Origin of the sequence: Pseudomonas frederiksbergensis, from assembly GCF_000802155.2 — a bacterium.
Taxonomy (GTDB): Bacteria; Pseudomonadota; Gammaproteobacteria; order Pseudomonadales; family Pseudomonadaceae; genus Aquipseudomonas; species Aquipseudomonas frederiksbergensis_A.
Genome location: NZ_JQGJ02000056.1, coordinates 1 through 1,243 on the forward strand (window position 1 = coordinate 1; position 1,243 = coordinate 1,243).

Sequence of the window (1,243 nt, forward strand, 5' to 3'; positions counted from 1 at the left end):
TGTCTAGTCCTGAAATAGGTTTACACCTGTTTCAGTCTCAAAACGCCTGATGCACCGCATCGGGCGTTTTGTATTTCAGGGACAGATGAGGTCGCTTACGGTTATAGATTTCTATCGATTCCTCAACCATGCGCTTGGCTTGGGCAAGGTCTTTGGGACGGTGTAAAAGAAATTCTGTTTTCAGAATCCCATTCACTCGTTCCGCTAGAGCATTTTGGTAGCAGTCGTAGCCATCAGTCATCGAACACCTGACGCCATGTTTGGCGTGCAGCTTTTGGTAGAGATCAGAGCAGTATTGCGAGCCCCGATCTGAGTGATGTACCAACGGTTGATTGGTTCTTCGGTGGCGAAGAGCTTTCGTCATCGCCCGGATGACTGACTCGGTATGCAGGCTTTCATGCACGTGATGGCCGACTATTTTGCGCGAGAACGCATCAGTGACCAGACTTACGTAAGCGACGCTTTGCTCGGTCGGTAAGTAGGTTATATCCGCCACCCAGACCTGTTCCGGGCCGGTGGCAGTGACCTGGTCAGGGCCGGGCTTGAGCCGATTCGGATGTCGACGGAAGCGATGATGGCTGTCGGTCGTCTTGTGATAAGCGCGTTTGCGTGGGACCAGTTGTCGATGATCCCGCAAAATATCGAACAACCGATCTCGGCCTACCGTTTGCGTCAGTTCAGGTTCGGATTGCATAAGGCCATGCAGCTTGCGGGTGCCCAACCGGGGCATTTCAAGGCGTGTCTCCAGCACAAACCCCAACACCTTTTGCGCGTGGCTGGCTTGCGCGTCGTAAGCTCGATTGCGCTTGTAATACGCCTGCCGTGAGATGCCCAGAAACTGGCAAGCCCTGGTAACACTCAGGCCTTCGATTTGCCCTTGGGTGAGGACTTGCCGGATCGCTTTTTTACGACAGAAACACCGTAATCGTTCTTTAGTACGTCAACGACAGCTTCAAAAAATTGGGCTTTCTGGTTGGCAAGGGCCAGCTTTTCTTCCAGCTCCTTGATTCGCTGCTCTGGTGTCAGCGGCAAATTTGGCTCGGCCATCGGTCGGTTCCTCTGGGCACGAATGGAGGCGCCTTGGCTCCAGTCCTGCCGTCCATGCTTGCGTAACCACACCAACACAGTCGACCGGCCCTGGATCCCATAACGCCGTTGAGCCTCTTTATAACTCAGTTCGCCCTTTTCAACCTGATCGACGACCGCCAATTTAAAGCTCAGCGTGTAATCACGCTGACTGCGC

The 1,243-nt window shown here is 53.6% G+C and carries 1 protein-coding gene; it reads right to left on the minus strand.

The features are described 5' to 3' along the window. Nucleotides 1-37: 37 nt before the first annotated feature. Nucleotides 38-1,243 (minus strand): IS3 family transposase gene (locus tag JZ00_RS29640; protein ID WP_152668488.1). Its coding sequence is split into 2 segments (ribosomal slippage), with 1,207 coding nucleotides annotated over them: nucleotides 38-909 and nucleotides 909-1,243; the frame shifts between segments, so codons are not numbered across the junction. This gene is flagged as partial in the annotation.